Here is a 17,028-nt window from a genome sequence, read left to right as displayed (position 1 = left end):
CAGCTCTTTTAACTCCTTTTATGCACCAAGCAACTAATTCTTTACACGTAAAACACACTTAGCGCCCGCTAATTTCTTGTCTAATCTTCGCGGGCAGGCTTTCGACAATAAGTTGATAGCTATGCAAAATCAACTCTTCAAGCTTTCTATCATCAAGTTCCCGATTGGCAATAATGGTATTCCAATGCTTTTTATTCATATGATACCCGGGAAGCACTGTGTGTTCGTGCCTTTCACGCAGTTCGATTGCCCATTCGGGATTACACTTCACATTAAACCGCAGCTGATCAATCTGATCTAGTCCCACCAATAAAAAAATCTTGCCGCCAACCTTAAATACCAGTGCATCCGGACCGAATGGCGTCTCTTCCATAACTGGTCCAATAGATAAACAATATTCCCTCAGATCTTCAATGTTCATATTTTTTTTAGTTTTAGTTATCGCTTAAGCTAATCTGAATGCCCACCATAAAATGGGCAATAATTCATATAAAGCTAACAAAAACAGCGGGTCGTTTTACTTAAAATCTTTTAATCTTTAGCAAAGGCGATATTAAATCTATTGGCAATAAAGCAATACGGATACAAAGAAAAACAAATGCGGAATAAACTGGAATTAGACAATGAAAAGGATAGGACAACTTCGGCCTTTATAGGAATTATCGACGGATATGAAGCGGTACTCATTCGGAGCTTCTTCGCTTGTAACCGAAGAAGCTCCGAATGAGTACCGAACAAGTACCGAGGAAGCACCGAACAAGCAGCGTTAAAAGGCAGAATATATTATACTGAAATAGGCTTACATATACCAAAGTTAAACGCGGACTGTTACAGCGAATTCTTTCACTTTTTCAAACCATGCTCAGGAAAGACCAGGTCTACTCCTGAGATGATTATCCGGTTAAACTTTAAAATTGCCAGTCTATTATAAAGATGTATTTTTTCTTATTTTTCTAGCAAAGCCTGGATTTCCTTTTGGATTTCGGTTCCTTTATCGGCATTGTACCACTTTTGAATCTCCTCTTTGATTTCGGAGAAATCTGCCCCTTGCGCTTTCATATTCAAAAACAGCTCCTGGCAGGCTTGCGGTCTTGGACCCCAGACAGCCAAATCCTGTCCCTGTTCATTACGTATCACCAGAATTGGAATAGATTTACCTCCGTTGGTTAAATAAGAATCGATCAGAAACGGAGCGCTGTCACGCAGTTGGATATCCACGGTAATATTGGGATTTTTTGAGGCCATCTTCGCCAACATAGGCACCGAATGCGCTGCATCCCCGCACCAAGGTTCAGTAATAATGATCCATTGTTGCTTTTCAGTAATTGACTCCACAAATTGTTCAAAAGTCGACGTTGGTTCAAAGCGTTTTAACCAACGGCCCATTCTTGTCCAGTTCATTTTTGTGTACTGATAATATTCATCATCTTGATAGGTAGGGTGATTCTCAGGATGATTTAAGATATCTTCGAATTGTTGTAAGTAATTTTCAAACGTCATAATACCAATTTTGTGCAAAGGTAAATTTTACTTCTAACTTTTTCAAAAAACCTTCCGCCAACAATCTGTATTGAATGCAATAAAAAAAATGATGCTCAAAAAGTACATGTACAGCAAGAAAAAATGTGATTTCCTCTACCTTATATACCAAAGATTTTACATTCAGAAGAGATGTTTTACATTTATTAACGATTAAGTAAATTATATTTGAAAGATACAACCCGTACATGAAAAGATTAGTTCAATTAATACTTTTACTATTTATCGTCATCAACAGTGCTTACTCCCAAATAAACATCAAGGGGAGAATTCTAGACAAGGCGGATGACAAGCCCCTGACCAATGCTTCTATTATTTTACTGAACCGCGATTCAGTCCTCCGTTATTTTAACCGAGCCAATGAAGAGGGAAAATTCCAGGTCAAAAATATCAAACCCGGGAGCTATATTATTTTGGCCACGTACCCCAAGTTTGAACTATATAGTGATACGATCCAAATTGCAGACAAAGATCTCGATTTGCATGATATCAAAATAAATTCCCAAAGAAATGTTTTGCAGGAGGTGATTGTCACCCGACGTCTTCCAATTACACTGAAAGGCGACACCATCGAATATGATGCGGCGAGTTTTGCAACAGAAAAGAATGCGAAGTTAGAAGATTTACTACGCCGTCTACCCGGTTTTACGGTTACGGGAGACGGAAGTATCACTGCTCAAGGGAAATCAGTACAGAAGGTTTTTATTGATGGGGAAGAATTTTTTGGATATGATCCTAAAATAGCCATTCGAAATGTACGGGCAGATGCCGTTGACAAGGTGCAGCTCTATGAGAAAAAATCGGAGGAGGCTGAGCTGTCAGGTATCGATGATGGCGTAAGAATCCAGACAGTTAACGTTGTACTCAAAGAGAAAGCAAGAAAGGGTGTCTTTGGAAACATGGAAGCATTGGCTGGATCAAAAGAATTGTATGCGGGAAATCTCTTTGCGGCCAAATTTAATAAGACTGAGCGGATTGGCATCACCGCGAGTCACAACAACATGGGTAGTTCAAGCGGTCGTGAAGGCTCTCTACGGATGAACAACCAAATTACGGGCGCACCACTGAACACCAACCTTGGTGCCAATTATGAAAATCAGTTCTTCAAAAAAGCCCTAAAAGTCAATGCCAACTATGGTTACGACAACAACAGCAACAGGAATCACTCGGAGACTTACAATAAGAATGTACTACCAGACGAGTCCATTCAGGAAAAAAACAGCAAAAACGATAATGAAAGGCATAGTCGAAGTAATGGTTTAAGGTCAACCCTTAACATGCGACTGGATTCCACGCAAACTATGGAACTTCAATCCAATGCCAATTGGGCCAACAATTCTAATCTAACCTATACAGACAGCAAAACGGGCGACGGATCAGGTAATCCGATCAGCGACTTTAGGGAGAACAATCAATCCAATTCTTCAAGCTCCAACAATAATTTCCGTTTAAATTATAGAAAACGATTAAAAGCGGGTCGTTCTGTAAACCTAATGGTCGGGAATAACCATAAAGAGTCAAATTCAGACAGCAAAGTCTATTCGCGAACCTATTTCTACAAAACAGGAGATAGCACAATTATTGACCAAGACCGGCACGGACGGAATAGCGGAAATGACTTCAACTCGTCAATTAACTTCAATAACCGAATCAGCGATTACATTAATTTGGCGCTAGGTTATAGCTTTAATCATTCGAAGAATACGAACACACAAAATTCGACAGACAATATCACACAAAAGTTTGATTCACTGTATTCTCAAAATCAGATTGACAATAACACCAATCAAGGTGTTAATATTAACTTTTCTTATCGTAAAGAAAAGCTGGAAATCAATTTTTCAAACCGTACGTTCTACAAGAATCAAAAGTTAAATGATAGTTACAGATCAATCGATCTCGCCCGGAATTTTTGGGACAACAATTTAAACGTTGATGCGAATTATCGCCTTTCAAATAGCAAAAATATACGTTTAGCTTATCAAAGTTCGAATATCATCCCCTCCTTCGATCAGCTACAACCACTGCAACCTCAAACCAACCCTTTGTTTCAACAAGTTGGTAATCCGGACCTAAAACGCGCGGTGAACAATAATATTTCGGCCAATTATAATGCTTTCAGTTTATTGAAAGGAACCAATATCAATATCAACGGAAACTTATCTTTCGTTAATAATCCGATTGTCAACAAAACAACCATACTGGACAACTCTGCCCAGATTAGTACTTATGAAAATCTATCCGGTAAATCCAACTGGAATGGCGGTCTGAATATCAACCATATGCAGCCCTTGGCCAATCGTCGTATCAATTTTAACAAAAGTGCAAACGTTAGATTTAACAACAGCTATAGCTACACCAAATTTGAAGGCGGACAATCCGGCGGCGAGTTTCTGCTGAACAATGCAAAGAATACCAACTTTAGCCTAGGTTCAAGCTTAAATGAGCAAGATTCAGAAGGATTCGATTTCGACCTTTCTGCAAACGCAGGCTTTAATATCCAGCAAAACTCGATCAACACACAATACAATGCAACAAGTTTTCAAGGTGGGACCTCAGCCTATGTCAAATACTTTCTACCGAAGAAGTTTAATATCATGGCCAACATCTTCTATAGCTATACAGGACCTACGAAACTTTATAAGAAATCAATCAATCAATTTTATACCAATATCGAATTGGAGAAAAAAGTACTGAAAGATGAGAGCATGACACTCAGTGTAAAGGCCTTTGACCTCTTCAATACGTTTAACAACACACGCCGTAATGCGAGTGATACCAACTACTCCGAATCCGTTCAACAGGTATTGACACAGTATTTCTTGGTCGGTGTAAAATGGGATTTTAACAAATATCTAGGGAAAGGAAATGATTAAAAAAATATATTTAACCGTAATCATCTGCTGTTTGTGTGGCTTATCGCTTCAGGCGCAATACGCCTATTTTGGAAGTAGGGGTACCATTAGTTTTGACAAAGTCACCTACACAAAAGCACGCATACGGCAGATGTCCAACGACATGAGCTCGAAAGGGATGGACAGAGGTATGGGAATGGTCGAATATCTCGACAAGGTACCGGATTCACATACAGAAAAATTAAACTTCTACTTTGATGAGAATTCTACCGTGTTGATGCCCGAGGAAAGCCAGGGTACCGAAAAACAACGTGCTGAAGTAAAAATGGCTGCCCCTACGATAACTTCGGCCAATGGCAGAGGGGGCAGATCTCAGGGCGCGACCCGAATCGGAGGAAACCAAAGAGGACAATTTAGAGGTGGTGCCAACAAGAATGGCAAAGTCCTCTACCAGGATCTGAAAGGTGGTACAGCGGACATCCAGCTTGACATCGACGAAAAATACATTCTTTCGGAAACATTGGACAGCATCACTTGGCGTTTCACGGAGGAGTTCCGCAATATTGCTGGTGTAAACTGCCGTAGAGTCAACGGCGCCACCAAAGACTCACTTTATCTAATTGCTTACTATTCGGAAGAAATCCCAGTATCAGCAGGACCAGCCTTGAGTCATGGCCTCCCGGGAATGATATTGGGTCTTGTCATCCCAGAAATGCACATTCAATATTGGGCTACAAATATCGCCTATACCAATAAACTTGTTCCTTCTGATTGGCGGGATAAGAAATCAAAAAAAATGAAACTTGCCGAATTCTCGGAAATCTTTGGCAGATATATGCCACGCAATCGCCAAAACGAGTCAGCAAAAAAAAGGATATTAGAGCAACTGGTGTATTGAAAATGTCAGTTTGGCAGTACCTAAAGACAAATTGATGACAAATAGTGTTTTTTTTACAAAACTTTTGGATTGGCATAAGGGTTGATAATAGACTGATAGAATTTATTTAAGTAAAAAATTAAAACACAAGATATGTCTAAAATTATAGGAATTGACTTAGGTACTACAAACTCATGTGTTGCCGTAATGGAAGGTAACGAGCCTGTAGTAATTACGAACAACGAAGGTAAACGTACAACTCCTTCGATCGTAGCTTTCGTAGAAGGTGGCGAGCGCAAAGTTGGGGATCCAGCAAAGCGTCAAGCAATTACTAACCCGCATAAAACTATTTATTCCATCAAGCGTTTTATGGGACTTTCATACGATGAAGCTGTGAAAGAAGCTGAACACGTACCTTATAATATCGTTAAAGGTGACAACAATACACCTCGTGTAGAAATTGATGACCGCAAATATACACCACAAGAGATCTCTGCAATGATTCTTCAAAAAATGAAGAAAACAGCTGAGGATTTCTTAGGTCAAGAAGTAACTGAAGCTGTTATTACAGTTCCTGCATATTTCAACGACGCACAACGTCAAGCAACAAAAGAAGCTGGTGAAATCGCTGGTTTATCTGTAAAACGTATCATCAACGAGCCTACAGCAGCAGCTTTAGCGTACGGTTTGGACAAAGCACACAAAGACATGAAAATTGCTGTGTTTGACTGTGGTGGTGGTACACATGACGTTTCCGTATTGGAATTAGGTGACGGTGTATTTGAAGTTAAATCTACTGACGGTGATACACACTTAGGTGGTGATGACTTTGATAACGTAATCATCAACTGGTTGAACGAAGAATTCAAAAGTGAAAACAATGGCTTTGACTTGAAAAAAGATCCAATGGCATTGCAACGTTTGAAAGAAGCTGCTGAGAAAGCGAAAATTGAATTATCAAGCGCAACTTCTACTGAAATCAACTTGCCATATATCACTGCTGATGCAACTGGTCCAAAACACTTAGTTCGTTCATTATCACGCGCTAAATTTGAGGCTTTGGCAGCTGACTTGATCAAGAGAACAATTGCTCCTTGTGAGTCTGCATTGAAAAATGCTGGTTTCAGCAAATCTGATATTGACGAAATTATCTTAGTAGGTGGTTCTACTCGTATCCCTGCAATCGTTGAAGCTGTAAAAGCATTCTTCGGAAAAGAACCTTCTAAAGGTGTAAACCCTGATGAAGTTGTAGCTTTAGGTGCTGCTATCCAAGGTGGTGTATTGACAGGTGAAGTAAAAGACGTTTTATTATTGGATGTTACTCCACTTTCATTAGGTATTGAAACAATGGGTGGTGTGATGACTAAATTGATCGAAGCAAATACAACAATTCCAACTAAAAAATCGGAAACGTTCTCTACTGCTTCAGACAATCAGCCATCTGTAGAAATTCACATCTTACAAGGTGAGCGTCCTATGGCAACCCAAAACCGTACAATCGGCCGTTTCCATTTGAATGACATTCCACCAGCTCCTCGTGGCGTTCCTCAAATCGAAGTTACTTTTGATATTGATGCGAATGGTATCATCAAAGTATCTGCGAAAGATAAAGCTACTGGAAAAGAACAAAATATCCGTATCGAAGCATCTTCAGGTTTGTCTGACGACGAAATCAAACGCATGAAAGAAGAAGCTGAAGCAAATGCTGATGCTGACAAAAAAATGAAAGAAGAAGCTGACAAAGTAAATGCAGCTGACGCTTTAATCTTCTCAACTGAAAAACAATTGAAAGAATATGGCGATAAAATTTCAGCAGATAAAAAAGCGCCAATTGAAGCTGGCTTAACAAAATTAAAAGCTGCTTACGAAGCGAAAAACTTTGCTGATATCGACGCTGCTTCCGAAGAATTGCAAAATGCTTGGAATGCTGCCTCTGAAGAAATGTATGCTGCTTCTCAAGGTGGTGCACAACAACCTCAAGGTGATGCAGGTCAAGCTCAAGGTGGAAACCAAGGTGGTGATGATGTAACTGACGTAGATTACGAAGAAGTGAAGTAATCACTCCTCCTCATAAAAAAAGCTCCGGGATTAATCCTGGAGCTTTTTTTATGTCTATCATTTTCACTATCTCACTTCACATTCAACGAGATCCTGCTTATGGATTTCTAGCTACTTCTTATGCTTATAGTGACTTAATATTCCTTTGTCCAATGTCGCCCATATACCTGCTGGCATAGCCGCCTTCTTTAAGGCATTATTTGTCCAGGTATTGCAGGAATAAAACATGCTATAGGCTCCTTTTGCTTCATAAAAAGCGTCTGAGTCACCATACTGTGCGTCTGTTTTCACCAAAATAGTTTCCGCTTGATTTCGATCCAACGAATCTTCTATATACTTTATCAGATCCCGGTATTGGGATCTACTGATTTGATAAGCAAAACATAACTCATCCTGTTGAACCGAATTGTAATAGGTCACATGAATGGCAGACTCCCCCAATCCAAAGGCAGCAACAAAAGCCGTCGATGCTTTTAGATCCTTCCATTCTGGTGTATCCAAATAGAATCCTTTATCACCCCAACCGATACCCACATACCGATATCCGCTATGTTTCCCAACTGTATTCCCATAAGGAAATAGTTGCGACCAATCCATATCTTCGTTAACGACAGGCAATACAATATCGGTATGAATACCATTGGACTGAACAAAAACCTGAATCGTCTTCTCTTCGTCTATATTCTTCTTTGGAGCCGAAATCCTTGACAGACTGTATTCAGCAACAATATAGAGCACACAAAAAGACAACAATCCTAAAATAATATAACCAAACACCTTAAGAATTTTTTTCATCTAAGATCTATTTCCGCTCAATTAATCTAGCCCACAGGTCAAAAAAAACCTGTATTGCTTGACAATACAGGTTCAATATAAGCTATTTCTTTTAGCTCTTAAAATAACTTTTCAGGATATATTCCATCAGCTACTAATTTCGAAATCGATTCTTGTACGATAGGTTTATCTTCTTTATAAGTTACGCCAAACCATTTCGAAGACGTTGGGATCACTTTAAAATCAGCCAACTTATGTTTCACCATATAATCCGGTACGGAAGGAATGAAAAATTCTGCTTTTAAATTCTCCTTATTTTCCTCAACAAATGCAGGGAACATCGCCTGCGCCACTTCGAAAATCTTTGGTGTAAAACCCCAAAAATTCATCGAAACACGGGTTTTTGGATCTAGATCTGTTTCAACACCATTTTCTTCATAAACGATTTTACGATCGTCACCTTCACCTTTGTAGTATATATTTGTACGTTCAGTTACACTTTCCATGTGTCCAGAAGGGGTAACCTCACATACTCCGCGTGAAACATAACCATAATCAGACATGGTATTTCCTACCTGGAAGCCCATCAATGACATTTGCTCATCAGAGACTTCGGTTGTTAAGAATTGGGCCATTTTTTGAAAAGAATCCGAGCCATAGAAATCGTCTGCATTGATTACACAAAAAGGTTCATGCACTTTATCCTTAGCGCTCATCACCGCATGGGCAGTACCCCAAGGTTTAGTTCTTTCGATAACGTGACTAACACCGAATTTCGTTAGGTCAAAATCTTGAAAAGCGTAATCTACTTCTATTTTACCTTTCAATTTTTCATCAAATACCGATTTCATCTTTTCCAGAAATTCTTCCCGGATAATGAATACAACTTTTCCAAATCCTGCGCGAATGGCATCGTAAATTGAATAGTCAATAATTGTCTCGCCGTGTGGGCCAAAACCGTCTACTTGTTTTAAAGAACCATACCGGCTAGCCATTCCTGCTGCCAAAATCAAAAGGGTTGGTTTACTCATATTTAAATTGCGTTAATAGAATTTTCTTTTCGTCCGCAAACTTAGCTAAATTTGCCCTTAAAAGCAAATCTAGCTAAGTTCAGCTCCACCTTCAAAGGTATAGTATTGAAACGAAAAGAATCAAAAAATTATTGTTATTTCTTTTTTAAGAATGCGTTTAATAAACCCGTCGCTAATTTACCCAAAAACTTAACGCCTTCCCGTGCTAAAGTCGTTGTCGCAGTTCGTTGTGCAGCCTCCAAAGGCGTCTGTCTTCTGGAAGAAGGCCGACTTGCCTTCTCTGCTTCTTTTTCCTGTGCCGCACGTTGTTGTTCCTGCTCCGCTGCCTGCATTCTTTCATCTATGATTTCAGCTGCAGAACGATTTTCTTGTCGCTCCTGGTATTTAGCTTTCAAATCAGACTGATTGATAATCTGGTTGATTGTTGCATCAGCTGCAGGCCCCATCACGGCACGTGCCGGTACCAAATGCGTAGCAACAACCTCTGTAGGAATACCTTTGTCATTCAATACGGTAATCAATGCCTGTCCCGTCCCCAAAGCGGTCAACACCTGATCAATTTCATAAAAATCAGATTTTGGATACGTTTTAACTGTCTTCTTTAAGTTTTCAGCATCATTGGGTGTAAAGGCACGCAATGCATGCTGTACCCGATTTCCCAATTGCGCCAATACAGACTCCGGCACATCGGTTGGAGACTGTGTACAGAAGAAAACACCAATCCCCTTCGAACGGATAAGACGAATAATCTGATCCACCTGTGTCAAAAAGGCTTTAGGAGCTCCGTTGAACAGCAGATGGGCTTCATCAAAGAAAAAGACCAGCTTCGGTTTATCCAGGTCGCCAACTTCGGGCATATTTTTAAACAATTGTGCCAACAAACTCAATAAGAATGTAGAATACAGTATGGGCTGATCCTGCACATCGGAAATATTCAACAGGCTAATCACGCCCCTACCATCTACTTTTTGAAACAAATCGTTGATATCAAACTCTTTCTCGCCAAAGATATGAGCCAAACCTTGCTGCTCCAGGGCGACGATCTTACGCAGGATAGTTCCTGAGCTGGCGGAACTAATCTTACCATAATCGCTTTTGATTTCTTCGCTACCGGGTCCTTCTGAAAGGTAGCTTAGCAGTTTTTTAGTATCTGAAAAATCGATCAATGGCATTTGATGATCTTGCGCATATTTAAACATCGCGGCCAATACCCCTGTTTGTGTTTCATTGAGCTCCAGGATCCGGCCCAGCAAGACCGGTCCGAAATCTTCTACGGTAATCCGCATAGGAATCCCCTTATTGCCAGAAAGTGAATACAGTTCAACGGGAAACGACGACGGCTCAAACGGCACCCCCACAGCGTTTCCCCGATCAATAAGGGCCTGATTGGTGACACCTGGTTCTGCTAAGCCTGATAGATCGCCTTTGACATCCAGCATAAATACAGGTACAGAGGCATCCGACAACTGTTCGGCGATCAATTGCAACGTACGCGTTTTACCGGTTCCGGTGGCCCCGGCAATAAGTCCGTGACGGTTCATCATTTTCAAGGCTAAATTCACTTTCGCTTCAGCCAAAATTTCACCATTGAGCATTCCCGCTCCCAGATAGATAAATGCTCCTTTGGGATTATAGGAGGCCTGGACCTTCTCAATAAATTGTTCTTTATTTGCCATATGAAAGGCTTAATATTTATAAATCAAAAAAAATTGAAAACTTTTCAAAAAATAATCTCTTCGTCACAATTTCGTGCCAAATTTTATTTTTAGTGCACTATTAATTTGAATTTAACATAGAATTACTATTTTTACGATGTAAAACAGTAAGATTAAAGGTAATAAAAAATGTTAAATAAGAGATTTAGATTTGTGGCAGCATTCCTTTGTGCTATCATCTTTTTCACAAAGATGGCCATTTCTATTTCGCCTATTTTTTCCAACAGCTTAGATCAAAGCACCATCTTACAAGTCGTTTTACAACTGGAAATCGAAAACAATAACGGTGCAAGTAACGATACACTTGAAACCGCCTCAAAATTTTTCAATACAAAAACAGAAGAACCTATTGTATTTGAAACCATTACCGTTGAGAACCAAGGAAAACAGAAGAATTATCTTAAAAATGAGAAAAGCATTTTAGCTTTCCATCCTACGGTTCCAACACCGCCTCCTAACTGTTAATACAGGCATCCCTGAGTTAGGGATGTATTTCCATCGACCCGCATGCAAAAGATAAAGCATGTGCGGTATCCTTGATTTTTCTGAAGTAACCTTATCTGCTTTAGCTTGGTTGAGTCTTATCGTTGAGCTTTCTCAGCAAGACGCTTTGTCAATGCTATTGAAGGTCATATGATATAACGATACAAAGCTACAGCTAGCTAAAGTTTGCCTGATGAAAACTTTATTTATAGATAAACACAAATTTTATGTTTGGAACTCGTACGTCGGCTTTTCTGAAACTATCGAAAAGAGACTTAAAATATGACTTCCCTGCTAGTGTTGTGGTGTTTTTGGTGGCACTTCCATTATGTTTGGGAATTGCAATGGCCTCTGGTGCGCCATTGTTTGCAGGATTATTGACTGGTGTAATTGGTGGAATCGTTGTCGCTTCAATCAGTAAATCACCACTCAGTGTAAGTGGGCCAGCTGCTGGCCTTACCGTTATTGTCTTAGGTGCTATTCAGAGCCTAGGTGCATATGAAACCTTTCTACTTGCCGTCGTGATCGCTGGTGTAGTACAGATCATTCTTGGCATATTAAAAGCCGGGATGATCGGCAATTATTTCCCTTCAGCGGTCATTGTAGGTATGCTTGCTGCGATCGGTATCACAATTATCATGAAGCAGATTCCTTTGGCATTGGGCTTAGTGGAAACACATGCCTTCGAAATGGACAATGGACATGGTATTGGCGCCTATTTTGATACGATCGCCTCTGCGATCAACTTTGGGGCATTAATCATCTGTGCACTATCATTGGCAATCCTAATCTTCTGGCCATCTATTCCAAAGCTTAATAAGGTTCCGGCCCCATTGGTTGTCGTGATTCTGGGCGTAAGCTTAGCTTATTTTTTCAACGGTTCAGCGCTTCAATTGCATGATAAACAATTTGTTTTGGTCCCTATTGTAGGTTCTTTTGCTGAATTCACAGGATTATTTACCCTACCGGACTTCACACAGATTGTCAACAAAGATGTGTGGATAGCTGCATTTACGATTGCAATTATTGCAAGTCTAGAAACCTTATTGAGTATCGAGGCGGTTGATAAAATAGACCCTTACAAAAGAAATACGCCAACCAACCGTGAACTCGTTGCACAAGGAATCGGTAACATGACCAGCGGACTTCTAGGTGGTCTACCCTTAACATCCGTTATCGTACGCTCATCAGCAAACGTCAATGCAGGTGGAAAAACGAGACAGTCTGCTATCATGCATGGTATGTGGCTATTGGTCGCTATGCTCGCTATCCCAACAATGCTGAATATGATTCCTTTGGCCTGTTTAGCGGCTATCCTTCTCCATACAGGGTATAAATTGGCTAAACCAAGTCTATTCACCTCAATGTACAAAAAAGGCTTAGATCAATTTATTCCATTTTTTGTCACCATTGTAGCGATCGTGTTTACCGACCTTCTTATGGGTGTAGGAATAGGTATTGTCGTGGCGACATTCTATATTTTGAGAGCAAATATGAAAAATGCTTTCAAATATAATGTTGAAAAAGACAATGAAGAAGATAAGGCCGTCATTACATTAGCGGAGGAAGTATCCTTTTTGAACAAGGTTCCGATCCAACAGAAATTATACAGCTTACCAAAATCTATCAGTAAGATCCGCATCGATGGAACATTCAGTAAATTTATAGACAAGGATGTCATCGAAGTCATAAAAGATTTTGAGCAGAACGCGAGAAGTAAGGGAAAAGACATCGAGCTTTTGCAGGTTGTCTATAAAAAACCCTCCTCATAAGGGAAAGGTTTTCCACGTATCGCGTAAGCCATTACCTTCCATCGTTCTACCATCAATCCTTGGTTGAAATAAGAGGAAGGATTATTGAACATCAAGAACAGATTTTCAATAAAAAATAAGTTGTTTGAAGTAAACAATGAATTTAGACATTTGTATTATTATAATAAAATCGAAACGATGCCTTTGGGCAAGAGTGAAATAAGAAGAATATGGAAAATAAAGATTTAAAAATAGGATTTGACAATATCATAAAGGGAAATAAAGAGTGGATGGAATTTGTAAAGAATGACGCTACGGGACGCTTCCAACAACTTGCTAAAGGTCAAAATCCGGAAATTCTTTGGATCGGTTGTGCAGATAGCCGTGTACCCGCAAATGAATTGACAGGTACAAAGCCAGGGGAGGTTTTCGTTCACCGTAATATTGCCAACATGGTTATTCACTCGGATATGAGTATGCTTTCCGTATTAGACTATGCCGTGAATGTGCTGAAAGTAAAACATGTGATTATCGCTGGTCACTATGGCTGCGGTGGTGTTGCGGCTTCTTTAAGCCGTAAGCAGTATGGTATTATTGACAACTGGTTGGGCCATATCAAGGATGTCTATCGCTTACATAGCGCAGAGATCGATGCGATCCAGGAACATGATAAAAAAGTAAATCGCTTAATCGAGCTCAACGTACAAGAACAGGTTTTCAATCTTTGTGCGACGTCGATTATCCAAAACGCATGGAAAGAGCGTAATGATCTTGCGGTACATGGAATGATTATCAATATCGGCACGGGAGAATTGATCGATCAACATTGTACCTTTACCAATAATGATGAGCTAGGTGAAGTCTTCGCTTATAAATAGAGTAGTAATAAAAATCGGTAAAAAGGGACGAAATTTCGTCCCTTTTTTATTTCATATCCCAACGTTATTAAGTCTCTCCATTCCAACAGATACAGCTGGCATATTCAACCACTCATGCTAAGCCGAATATCTACGATCTGCTAGCTAATATTTCACGGCGAATAATTAACTTTGTATTATGAGTGAAGAAAAATCATTAAATTTTATCGAGGAAATTGTCGAAGAGGATCTTCGTACAGGGAAGCATGGCGGACGTGTATTGACACGTTTTCCTCCTGAGCCAAATGGTTACCTCCACATTGGTCACGCCAAATCCATCTGCTTGAATTTTGGATTAGCACAGCAGTATAATGGCAAGACTAATCTACGTTTTGATGACACTAACCCTGTCACTGAGGACACTGAGTATGTTGAAAGTATCAAGAAAGATATTCAATGGCTTGGATTCCAGTGGGCAGAGGAATTATATACTTCAGATTATTTCGAGACACTATATAGTTATGCCGTTGATCTAATTAAAAAAGGTCTAGCTTATGTCGACGACAGTACTGCTGAAGAAATTGCAGCAGCAAAAGGTACCCCAACAGAACCGGGTGTTCCAACTCCCTATCGCGATAGGTCTATTGAGGAAAATCTAACCTTATTCGCGGCTATGCGTGCCGGTAAATACCAAGATGGTGAAAAAGTGCTACGCGCAAAGATTGATTTAGCTAGCCCGAATATGCATTTGCGTGATCCTTTGTTATACCGCATCAAACATGCACATCACCACAGAACAGGGAATCAATGGTGTATCTACCCAATGTATGATTTTGCGCATGGACAATCAGATTCCATTGAGAAAATTACACATTCGATCTGTACGTTGGAATTTATTCCACACCGTCCACTTTATGATTGGTGTATTGATAAATTGGAGATTTTCCCTTCCAAACAATACGAATTTGCACGTTTGAATATGACTTATACCGTCATGAGTAAACGTAAATTGCTGCAGTTGGTCAATGAGAAGTTTGTTGAAAGCTGGGACGACCCGCGTATGCCTACGATCTCAGGATTGCGCAGAAGAGGGTATACACCTGCAAGTATCCGCAACTTCTGTGAAAAAATCGGTGTTCAAAAACGGGAAAACATGATCGATGTCAGCCTTTTGGAATTTTGTATCCGTGAGGATCTCAACAAAACGGCATGGCGCAGAATGGCTGTTCTTGATCCGATCAAATTGGTGATCACAAACTATCCTGATGGTCAGGTCGAGGATCTTGTTGGCGAGAACAATCCAGAAGTCGAAGGTGGTGAAGGTTCACGCTCTATTCCATTTTCAAAAGAGCTCTGGATAGAGCGCGATGATTTTATGGAAGATGCACCAAAAAAATTCTTCCGTTTAGGCCCTGGGCTTTCCGTACGTTTGAAACATGCTTACATCGTCACCTGTCATGATTTTGTGAAAGATGAAAACGGCAATGTAACGGAAGTTCATTGTACGTATGTTCCAAACTCAAAATCAGGAGAAGACACTTCGGGATTAAAAGTAAAAGGAACAATCCACTGGATCTCGGTTCCACATGCAAAAGAAGCCGAAGTGAGATTGTACGACAGATTGTTCAATGATGAAAATCCTGCTGCTGCAGAAGATTTTAAAGCATCGATAAATCCTGAAAGCCTACATATTATTGAACGTGCTTACATTGAACCGGATCTTGCAAATGCAACCCCGGGGAAAGGATATCAGTTTATACGATTGGGGTATTTTACCTTAGATACACATTCAACTCCAGCTCATTTAGTCTTTAACCGTACGGTTACATTAAAAGACTCTTGGGGTAAGGAAGTAAAGAAAAACGCGTAAAACCGTAACCTATAAAAAGAAGAGGTTGGAAGTGATTCCAACCTCTTCTTTTTATGGTGTATTCTTATCCCCAATATTCTCCAACATGCCGGATTTATATCCCCATTAATCTTGCTAAACTACAGCTCTGTCAACCTCTTGAAACATCCGCGCTCATAGCATAAAGCTTCGCAAAGAATCCACTCCTGCTCGAAAATGACCACCTTTTATCAGGTTAGCCCGTTCTCAATCCAGATAACTGCTTGAAAACTGCCTGCTCTTTTACTTTCTTCGAACTGAAAAACTACAAGAGACGATTTATGCCCTCCCGTACTTCTCTTTTTTTACAGCAGTAATTTATAAAGGTACATCATCTGCAATAAGAAAAACATCGTATCATTCATTTTTCAACCTGATTATCGTCACTCTTTTGCCGTGATTTTAGCAATAGTTTTACAGCAAACAAAATACCCTTAATGATATGAAAAAGCTACTTTTAATTGCACTAACACTCACTCTAGGCGCACTAAGTTTACAGGCACAAACAATCCCTAATCAACGCTGGCAAATGAGACTCAGAGGTGTGACAGTCATGCCAAACGAATCGGCCAATATTAATACCATAGGCGGAGACGTCGACATCAATACGAAATTTATCCCTGAACTGGACTTCACCTATTTCTTCACAAAAAACATTGCTGCGGAATTGATCCTTGGGACTACAAAACATAAAGTTAATACAACCGGTTCAAATTTAACTGCCATTGGTGGTAGTTCATCCAGCAATGTCGATCTTGGCAGTGTATGGCTCCTTCCACCCACACTGACAGCTCAGTATCATTTCTTCCCCGATGGTGCCATTAAACCTTATGTAGGTGCAGGAATAAATTATACAATATTCTATAGCGTCAACGCGGGACAAACGGTAAAAAATGTAAAATACGATAATGCTTTCGGTTTTGCGACTCAACTGGGAATTGATTTTAAGCTATCTGAAAAATATTTCGTGAATTTGGATGCGAAGTACATTCTTTTAAAAACCGATGTCAATGTTGATGCATCAAATCTTGCACCTAACTTATCCATACCGGCAAAAGTTGACATCAATCCCTTCCTGCTCGGCTTTGGTGTCGGCATGAAATTCTAATCATTTGGCTCATTCCCTATCCTATATGTATCGAGGCCTCTTCCAATATTTTAGAAGAGGCCTCATCTGGTTTTTTTACCTCAAGTATAGCA

General features: G+C 39.9%; 13 protein-coding genes. 8 read left to right on the top strand and 5 right to left on the bottom strand.

Going from position 1 to position 17,028, the window contains the following annotated elements:
- Positions 1–58 precede the first annotated feature (58 nt).
- Positions 59–373 (bottom strand): MmcQ/YjbR family DNA-binding protein, encoded by a 315-nt coding sequence (locus tag HS960_RS22470; protein WP_317167953.1) that lies wholly within the window; start codon positions 371–373, stop codon positions 59–61.
- 572 nt (positions 374–945) lie between these two features.
- Positions 946–1,500, bottom strand: coding sequence for a thioredoxin family protein (locus HS960_RS22465; RefSeq protein WP_153844327.1), 555 nt, complete (start codon positions 1,498–1,500; stop codon positions 946–948).
- 227 nt (positions 1,501–1,727) lie between these two features.
- Here HS960_RS22465 and HS960_RS22460 point away from each other — a divergent pair, with 227 nt between their 5' ends.
- The 3 genes from HS960_RS22460 to dnaK all read left to right on the top strand — a co-directional run bounded on the left by HS960_RS22460 (position 1,728) and on the right by dnaK (position 7,329).
- Positions 1,728–4,415, top strand: coding sequence for a TonB-dependent receptor (locus tag HS960_RS22460; RefSeq protein ID WP_182330662.1), 2,688 nt, complete (start codon positions 1,728–1,730; stop codon positions 4,413–4,415).
- Positions 4,408–5,292, top strand: coding sequence for a GLPGLI family protein (locus HS960_RS22455; protein WP_182330661.1), 885 nt, complete (start codon positions 4,408–4,410; stop codon positions 5,290–5,292). The genes HS960_RS22460 and HS960_RS22455 overlap by 8 nt, the downstream gene beginning before the upstream one ends.
- A 132-nt stretch (positions 5,293–5,424) precedes the next feature.
- Entirely contained in the window at positions 5,425–7,329 is a 1,905-nt protein-coding gene (gene dnaK / locus HS960_RS22450; RefSeq protein ID WP_153844330.1) for a molecular chaperone DnaK, read from the top strand.
- A 111-nt stretch (positions 7,330–7,440) separates the two neighbouring features.
- Here dnaK and HS960_RS22445 read toward each other — a convergent pair whose 3' ends face one another.
- From HS960_RS22445 to HS960_RS22435, 3 genes are all read right to left on the bottom strand, one after another.
- Entirely contained in the window at positions 7,441–8,124 is a 684-nt protein-coding gene (locus HS960_RS22445; protein WP_182330660.1) for a TIGR02117 family protein, read from the bottom strand.
- A 98-nt stretch (positions 8,125–8,222) separates the two neighbouring features.
- Entirely contained in the window at positions 8,223–9,134 is a 912-nt protein-coding gene (locus HS960_RS22440; protein ID WP_153844332.1) for a sugar phosphate nucleotidyltransferase, read from the bottom strand.
- Between the two features lie 134 nt (positions 9,135–9,268).
- Positions 9,269–10,810 (bottom strand): helicase HerA-like domain-containing protein, encoded by a 1,542-nt coding sequence (locus HS960_RS22435; protein ID WP_182330659.1) that lies wholly within the window; start codon positions 10,808–10,810, stop codon positions 9,269–9,271.
- Positions 10,811–10,978: 168 nt separating this feature from the next.
- On the opposite strand from HS960_RS22435, the gene HS960_RS22430 reads away from it, so the two are divergent.
- From HS960_RS22430 to HS960_RS22410, 5 genes are all read left to right on the top strand, one after another.
- The gene (locus HS960_RS22430) at positions 10,979–11,314 is read left to right on the top strand and encodes a hypothetical protein (protein ID WP_228280107.1); all 336 of its coding nucleotides are present in this window, start codon (positions 10,979–10,981) and stop codon (positions 11,312–11,314) included.
- A 245-nt stretch (positions 11,315–11,559) separates the two neighbouring features.
- Positions 11,560–13,104, top strand: coding sequence for a SulP family inorganic anion transporter (locus tag HS960_RS22425; protein WP_182330658.1), 1,545 nt, complete (start codon positions 11,560–11,562; stop codon positions 13,102–13,104).
- Positions 13,105–13,313: 209 nt separating this feature from the next.
- Positions 13,314–13,961: a carbonic anhydrase gene (locus HS960_RS22420; RefSeq protein WP_075994442.1), complete on the top strand. Its 648-nt coding sequence runs from the start codon at positions 13,314–13,316 to the stop codon at positions 13,959–13,961.
- Positions 13,962–14,139: 178 nt separating this feature from the next.
- Positions 14,140–15,810, top strand: coding sequence for a glutamine--tRNA ligase/YqeY domain fusion protein (locus tag HS960_RS22415; RefSeq protein WP_182330657.1), 1,671 nt, complete (start codon positions 14,140–14,142; stop codon positions 15,808–15,810).
- A 460-nt stretch (positions 15,811–16,270) separates the two neighbouring features.
- A complete protein-coding gene (locus HS960_RS22410) occupies positions 16,271–16,936 on the top strand; it encodes an OmpW/AlkL family protein (protein WP_088163182.1) in 666 nt (221 codons plus the stop codon).
- Positions 16,937–17,028 lie beyond the last annotated feature (92 nt).

Source organism: Sphingobacterium paramultivorum (assembly GCF_014109745.1).
Lineage (GTDB): Bacteria > Bacteroidota > Bacteroidia > Sphingobacteriales > Sphingobacteriaceae > Sphingobacterium > Sphingobacterium paramultivorum.
This window is presented reverse-complemented; position numbering and strand designations above follow the sequence as displayed.